The organism is Streptomyces sp. NPDC048258 (assembly GCF_043201995.1).
Classification (GTDB): Bacteria; Actinomycetota; Actinomycetes; order Streptomycetales; family Streptomycetaceae; genus Streptomyces.
Genome location: NZ_JBICZH010000005.1, coordinates 427401 through 434611 on the forward strand (window position 1 = coordinate 427401; position 7211 = coordinate 434611).

Annotated in this window: 6 protein-coding genes and 1 pseudogene; 1 reads left to right on the forward strand and 6 read right to left on the reverse strand. The window is 72.9% G+C overall.

What is annotated here, in order from left to right:
* Positions 1-145 precede the first annotated feature (145 nt).
* The 4 genes from ACGFYQ_RS15680 to ACGFYQ_RS15695 form a co-directional block, all read right to left on the reverse strand.
* Positions 146-964 carry an ABC transporter ATP-binding protein gene (locus tag ACGFYQ_RS15680; RefSeq protein ID WP_393744012.1) on the reverse strand — a complete coding sequence of 273 codons (819 nt, stop codon included), beginning with the start codon at positions 962-964 and terminating at the stop codon, positions 146-148.
* Positions 961-2007 (reverse strand): FecCD family ABC transporter permease, encoded by a 1047-nt coding sequence (locus tag ACGFYQ_RS15685; RefSeq protein ID WP_393744014.1) that lies wholly within the window; start codon positions 2005-2007, stop codon positions 961-963. The genes ACGFYQ_RS15680 and ACGFYQ_RS15685 overlap by 4 nt, the downstream gene beginning before the upstream one ends.
* Complete coding sequence (locus ACGFYQ_RS15690; protein ID WP_393744016.1) at positions 2004-3050, reverse strand: FecCD family ABC transporter permease; 1047 nt, start codon at positions 3048-3050, stop codon at positions 2004-2006. The genes ACGFYQ_RS15685 and ACGFYQ_RS15690 overlap by 4 nt, the downstream gene beginning before the upstream one ends.
* Before the next feature lie 71 nt (positions 3051-3121).
* Positions 3122-4159: an HAD-IIA family hydrolase gene (locus ACGFYQ_RS15695; protein WP_393744018.1), complete on the reverse strand. Its 1038-nt coding sequence runs from the start codon at positions 4157-4159 to the stop codon at positions 3122-3124.
* A 113-nt stretch (positions 4160-4272) separates the two neighbouring features.
* Between ACGFYQ_RS15695 and ACGFYQ_RS15700 the strand changes: the two genes are divergently transcribed.
* Positions 4273-5544: a DUF1015 family protein gene (locus ACGFYQ_RS15700; protein WP_393744020.1), complete on the forward strand. Its 1272-nt coding sequence runs from the start codon at positions 4273-4275 to the stop codon at positions 5542-5544.
* A gap of 80 nt (positions 5545-5624) precedes the next feature.
* On the opposite strand, the gene ACGFYQ_RS15705 is transcribed toward ACGFYQ_RS15700, so the two are convergent.
* Together ACGFYQ_RS15705 and ACGFYQ_RS15710 are read right to left on the reverse strand one after the other, a co-directional pair.
* Positions 5625-6485, reverse strand: a complete 861-nt coding sequence (locus ACGFYQ_RS15705; protein WP_393744022.1) for a hypothetical protein — start codon at positions 6483-6485, stop codon at positions 5625-5627.
* A pseudogene (locus ACGFYQ_RS15710) lies at positions 6467-7211 on the reverse strand (hypothetical protein); the annotation flags it as partial. The gene ACGFYQ_RS15705 and the pseudogene ACGFYQ_RS15710, both read right to left, overlap by 19 nt.

Sequence of the window (7211 nt, forward strand, 5' to 3'; positions counted from 1 at the left end):
CCCCGCCCCGCCACATCCAGCCCCGCCGGCGTTTGAGGCGATCTTCAAGCCCCGCCGGCGTTTGAGGCGCGGGGTCCGGGGCGGAGCCCCGATCTTGGAGCCGCACCGCCCGCCGAGCCGAGCCGAGCCACATCCAGCGGCGGCACTACCCGGCGGCCCGAGCCCTCCGCGCGGCCGGAATCACCAACGGCGTCCCCGTCTCCGGATCGGAGATCACCTGGCACCGCAGCCCGAACACCCGCTCCACCAGCTCGGCGGTGACCACCGCCTCCGGCGGCCCCTCCGCCACGACCTCCCCGCCCCGCATCGCGATCAGATGCGTGGCGTAACGCGCCGCGTGATTCAGATCGTGCAGCACGGCCACCAGCGTCCGCCCCTGCGTCTCGTGCAGCTCCGCGCACAGGTCCAGCACGTCGATCTGATGCTGGATGTCCAGATAAGTGGTCGGCTCGTCGAGCAGCAGCAGCGGGGTCTGCTGCGCCAGCGCCATCGCGATCCACACGCGCTGCCGCTGCCCGCCCGACAGCTCGTCCACCGCCCGGTCGGCGAGTTCCGCGACCCCGGTCGAGGCCATCGACTCCCCGACGATCCGCTCGTCCTCCGCCGACCATTGCCGCAGCAGCCCCTGGTGCGGGTACCGGCCGCGCGAGACCAGGTCGGCCACCGTGATGCCGTCCGGCGCGATCGAGGACTGCGGGAGCAGCCCCAGGGTCTTGGCGACCTTCTTCGCCGGCATCGACCCGATGGCCTGCCCGTCCAGCAGCACCCGCCCGGTGGACGGCTTCAGCATCCGCGACAGGGCGCGCAGCAGCGTGGACTTGCCGCAGGCGTTGGGGCCGACGATCACGGTGAAGGAGTTGTCGGGGATCTCCACCGACAGGTTCTCGGCGATGACCCGCTGGTCGTAGCCGAGGGTCACGTTCTCCGCGGTGAGCCGCTGCACTTGGTCACTCCTGAGGTTCATATACGTCCTGCCTTGCGCTCGGTGACGAGCAGCCAGAGCAGATAGACACCGCCGACGAGCCCGGTCACCACACCCACCGGCAGCTGGTCGGCGCCGAAGGCCCGCTGCGAAGCCCAGTCCGACACCATCAGCAGCACCGCGCCCATGAGCGCGGCGGTCAGCAGGTTCCCCCCGGGCGAGCGGGTCAGCCGCCGGGCCAGCTGCGGGGCGGCCAGCGCGACGAAGCTGATCGGCCCGGCCGCGGCGCTCGCCGCGGTGGTGAGCAGGATGGCCGCGAGCATCAGCAGCAGCCGCGTGCGTTCCACCCGTACCCCGAGGGCGTACGCGGCGTCGTCGCCCATCTCCATCATCCGCAGAGCCCGGCCCTGCCCGAGGACCAGCGGGAAGAGCACCGCGCAGACCACGAGCAGCGGCCACACCTGCGCCCAGTCCCGGCCCGCCAGCGAGCCGGTCAGCCAGACCATCGCGCGGGTGGCCTCGACCATCTGGGCCTTCGTGATCAGGTACTGGATCACGGCGATGAGCATGGCGGAGGCGCCGATGCCGACCAGCACCAGCCGGTAGCCCTGAATCCCCTGCTTGTACGCCAGCAGGTAGACGGCGAGCCCGGCCAGCAGCCCGCCGAGCAGCGCGCCGGCGGCCACCTCGGTGGCGCCGCCCTTGAACAGGATGATGACGACGAGCGCGCCCACCGCCGAGCCGTACCCGAAGCCGAGCAGATCCGGGGAACCGAGCGGATTGCGGGAGACGGACTGGAAGACGGCCCCGGACATCCCGAGGGCCGCGCCGACCAGCAGGGCGACCAGCACCCGCGGCAGCCGCAGGTCGTTGACGATGAAGTCGTTGGCGGGGGTGCCGTTGCCCAGCAGCGTCTGGACGACGTCCCACGGCGCGATGTCGAAGTCCCCGGTGCCGATGAGCAGGACGGCCAGCGCGAACGCGGCGAGAGCGAGCAGCACCCCCACGGCCAGGGCGCGCCGCTCGACCCGCAGCGAGATCCCGCCGGGAAGGTTCAGCCGACGGGCTTTGGCGGTCACGGTCACAGCTGGGCCATCCTCTTGCGCCGAACCAGGTAGATGAAGACGGGGCCGCCGATGAGCGCGGTGACGATGCCGACCTGGAGCTCGGCCGGCCGGGTCACGACCCGGCCGACGACGTCGGCGCCGAGCAGCAGCACCGGCGACAGGACGGCGGAGTACAGGAGCACCCAGCGCATGTCCGGCCCGGTGAAGGCCCGTACGAGGTGCGGGATCATCAGCCCGATGAAGACGACGGGCCCGCAGGCGGCGGTCGCGGCGCCGCACAGCAGGGTGATGGCGAGCATCGCGGCGATCCGGGTGCGCGTCAGGTGGGCGCCGAGCGCCCGCGCGGTGTCGTCGCCCATGGCCATCGCGTTGAGCGGCCGGCCCAGCGACAGCGCGAGCACCGCGCCGACCAGCAGGAAGGGGGCCACCTGCCGGACGGTGTCCATGTTGGCCGATGCCAGCGAACCCACCGTCCAGAAGCGCAGCTTGTCCAGCGCCTTGCTGTCCATCAGCTGCACGGCGTTGATGTAGCCGACGAGGGCCGCGCTGGCCGCCGTACCCGCGAGCGCGAGGCGTACCGGGGTGGCGCTGCGGCTGCCGCCGAGCACGTAGACGACGACCGAGACGACGGCGGCGCCGAGGAAGGCCCACCACACGAACTCGCTCAGGGAGCTCGCGCCGAGGAAGCTGATCGCGGAGACGACGGCGGCCGCGGCCCCGGCGTTGACGCCGAGGATGCCCGGCTCGGCCAGCGGGTTGCGGGTCAGCGCCTGCATCACCGCCCCGGACAGGCCGAGTCCGAGCCCGACCATCAGCCCGAGGAGCGTGCGCGGCACCCGCAGGTCCCGTACCACCACGTCGGAAGGCGTCCCCGTGTAGTCGAACAGGCCGTGCCAGACCTCGTCGATGGGCATCTGCTTGGCGCCCACGGCGATGCTCAGCACGGCGATCAGCGCCAGCACCGCCAGAGCGCCCAGCAGCCCGGCGGCGCGGGCGCCGTGGCGCGGGCGGACGGCGGCGACCGGCGCCGCGCTCTGTTCGGGGGGACTCTCGACCAACACGGAGGTTAGGTTAGCCTACCCTCCACCTCGGTGGATCACCCGAACGGCCCTGGCCACCGCCCGGCCACCGCCTACAGGCCGAGCCTCGCCAGTGCCTTCTCCGCGTCGAGCGTGCAGACCCCGTCCCCGGCCGCCGTCCAGGCCGCCGCGCACAGCGCCCGCAGCCCGTCGATCGGATCCCCGTCCTCCCCGCGCAGCTCCAGCACACCGGCGTTCAACGCGACCGCGGTCCATCCGCCGCAGCGGAATCCCCCCTCGGCCGGCTCTACCTCGGGCTGCCCGGTCAACAGCCCCCGCAGGTCCCGGTCCACGTACGTCGGCCGGTGCCGGGGCTCGGCCCGCACCAGCTGCCTCGCGTCCGTCACCCCGGTCAGCACCAGCAGCGAGTCCACCTCCCCGTTGAAGGCGCCCTCGATGTCGGTGTCCAGCCGGTCCCCCACCACCAGCGGCCGCTCCGCCCCGGTCCGCAGCACCGTCTCCCGGTGCATCGGGGGCAACGGCTTGCCCGCCACCTGCGGCTCCGCGCCCGTCGCGATCCGTACGACCTCCACCGCGGCCCCGTTGCCCGGCGCGATCCCGCGCGCCCCCGGGATCGTCAGGTCGGTGTTGGAGGCGTACCACGGCACCCCGCGGTTGATCGCGTACGAGGCCTCCGCGAACCGCCCCCACGTCAGGTCCGGACCCCCGTAGCCCTGCACGACCGCCGCGAGCCCCTCCTCCTCGGCCGAATCCACCGGCACCAGCCCGCGCTCGCGCAACGCGACCCGCAGCCCCTCCCCGCCGATCACCAGCACCTTCGCTCCCGGCTCCACCTGCTCCGCGATCAGCCGGGCCACCGCCTGCGCCGAGGTGATCACCTCGGCCGCCTCGGTCGGGATGCCCAACTCGCCCAGGTGCTCGGCGACGGCGTCCGGAGTCCGCAGCGCGTTGTTCGTGACGTACGCGAGGTGCATCCCGTCGGCCCGGGCCACGGCGAGGGCGTCCACGGCGTGCGCGATGGCATGCCCGCCCGCGTACACGACACCGTCGAGGTCCAGCAGGGCAGTGTCGTACGCCTGGTGCAGACTCTGCTCACTGGCCGCGGGACTGGTCCTGGTCTGCCGGGTCATCCTGGTCGCTCCTCCTGGGGCCCCTCCCAGCGGTAGCCGGGGGAGATCGATCATGTCCGATTCCGTACTCCCCCGATCATCCCGCATCGCGAGACGGGTCTTACCATGCACCAATGACCACATCTGGCACCGCGGACCATGGACTGCGCCTGATCCCGTTCCATGGCCTGCGCTATGTCCCGGAGCGTGTCGGCAGCCTCGCCGCCGTCACCTCGCCGCCGTACGACGTGGTCGTACGCCCCGACGGAGTCGACCACCTCGAATCCGCCGACCCGCACAACATCGTCCGCCTGATCCTTCCGCAGGCCGGCACCCCCGCCGCACGCAACGAACAGGCCGCGCGCACCCTGCACGACTGGCTCGCCGAGGGCATCCTCAGCGCCGACCCGGAGCCCGCCCTCTACGTCTACGAACAGCGCCGGGCGGGCCTGCTCCAGCGCGGCATCATCGGCGCCCTCGCCCTGTCCACCGCCGACGCCGGCATCGTCCTGCCCCACGAGGACGTCATGCCGGACGTGGTCACCGACCGGGCGGGCCTGATGCGGGCCACTTCCGCCAATCTCGAACCCCTCCTCCTCACCTACCGCGGCGACGACCCCGGCGCGGGCGCGGCGGCCGTCGTGGAGCGGACCGCCCAGCGCGCGCCCCTCCTGTCGACGACGACCGAGGACGGCTTCCAGCACCGCCTCTGGGCCATCACGGACCCGGCCGATCTCGCCTCCGTGACGGCCGATCTCAGCCATCGCCAGGCCCTCATCGCCGACGGCCACCACCGCTGGGCGACGTACCTGCGCCTCCAGGAGGAGCACGGCTCCCCCACCGCGTGGGACTTCGGCCTGGTCCTCCTCGTGGACACCGCCCGCTACCCGCTCCAGGTCCGCGCCATCCACCGGATGCTGCGCCGCCTCCCGGTGGCGGACGCCCTCGCCGCGCTGGAGGGCCGTTTCCGGGTCCGCCCGGTCGAGGGGCCGCTCCCGCTGGCTCTGGAAACCCTCGCGGACGCCGCGGAGCGGGGCAACGCCTTCCTCCTGACCGGCGACGGCACCTTCCACCTGGTCACCGACCCCGACCTGGCACTCCTGGAGAGCACGGTCCGGCACGACCGCCCCGAGGCCTGGCGCCGGCTGGACGCCACGGTCCTGCACGCCACACTGCTCGACGCCCTGTGGCACGTCCCGGACGCACCCGACCAGATCACGTACATCCACGACGCCGCCGCCACCGTGGAGATGGCCGAGCGCCACGGGGGCACCGCGGTCCTGCTGCATCCCGTACGGGAGGAAGTCGTACGGGACCTGGCCCGTCAGGGCGTCACGATGCCCCGGAAGTCCACCTCCTTCGGCCCGAAGCCGGCCACCGGCCTGGTGCTGCGCGGGCTGGCCTGACACACGCCCCGTCCCGTTCCCGGACATGAAGAAGGGCGGTACCCCGACCGGGGTACCGCCCTTCTCTACTTCACCACGCGTCAGGCCTTGTCGCGGCCCGCGTCCCGCTCGTCGTCCTCGTCGTCCTCGACGACGACGATCTCGTCGGTGACGTCGATGTCGGCCTCGGACTGCTCCAGCGGCTCGTACTCGTCGTCGTCCTCGTCGTAGTACTCGGCGACGTCGGAGGCGCGCTCGGCCGCGGCGACCTCGGCCGCGTCCTCGTCGTCCTCGTCCTCTTCGTCGTCGACGATGTCGTCGGCGATGTCGATCGCGGCGTCGACGAACTCGACACCGTCGAGTTCGGCGAGGCGGTCGGAGGCGTCGGTGGCCCCGTCCTTGTCCGCTTCGAGGGTCTTGCCGAACCACTCGCGCGCCTCGTCCTCACGACCGGCCGCCAGCAGGGCGTCGGCGTAGGCGTACCGCAGGCGCGCGGTCCAGGGCTGGACGGAGCTGGAGGCCAGCTCCGGGCTCTGCAGGGTCACGATGGCGGCCTCGAGCTGCCCCTGGTCGCGCCGGGCACCGGCAGCGACCAGCCGCATCTCGACCTGGCCGGCCTTGTCCAGCTTCTGCACCTCGGGCTCACCGGCCATCGCCAGCGCCCGCTCCGGACGGCCGAGGCCGCGCTCGCAGTCGGCCATGACGGGCCACAGCTCGACGGAGCCGGTCATGCGCTTGGCGGCCCGGAACTCCGCGAGCGCCTCGCTGTACTTCTGCGTGGCGTACGCGGCGAAGCCGGCGGCCTCGCGGACGGCGGCGACGCGGGAGGCCAGTCGCAGGGCGATGCGCGAGTACGCGTACGCCTGCTCGGGGTCCTCGTCGATCAGCCGCGCGACCATGACCAGGTTCTTGGAGACTTCCTCGGCCAGGCCCTTGGGCAGGCTCAGCAGCTCCTGGCGCACATCGGCGTCGATCTCGAGGCCGGTGACGTCCTCGTCGATCGGAAGCCGCTTGACCGGGTCCCGGTCACGGTCCGCGCGGAAGTCGCGGTCGCCGCCACGGTCATCGCGGCCACGGTAGCCACCACGGTCACCACCGCGATCGTCACGGCCACCACGGAACCCGCCACGGTCGCCGCCGCGGTCGTCACGACGGGGGTAGGACGGACGGTCGCCGCCACGGTCGTCGCGACGGAAACCGCCGCCACCACCGGAGGGACGGTCACCGCGGTCGTCACGACGCGGGTAGGACGGGCGGTCGCCACCGCGGTCGTCGCGACGGAAACCACCGCCACCACCCGTGGGACGGTCACCGCGGTCATCACGACGGAACGGGGGACGCTCGCCACCGCGGTCGTCACGACGGGGGTAGGACGGGCGGTCGCCGCCGCGGTCGTCACGCCCGCCACGGAATCCACCACGGTCGTCCTCACGACGCGGGTACGACGGACGGTCGCCGCCGCGGTCGTCACGACGGGGGTAGGACGGGCGGTCGCCGCCGCGGTCGTCACGGCGGAAGCCGCCGCCACCACCGGAGGGACGGTCACCGCGGTCGTCACGGCGGAACGGGGGACGCTCGCCACCCCGGTCATCGCGACGGGGGTAGGACGGGCGGTCGCCGCCGCGGTCGTCACGCCCGCCACGGAATCCACCACGGTCGTCCTCACGACGCGGGTACGACGGACGGTC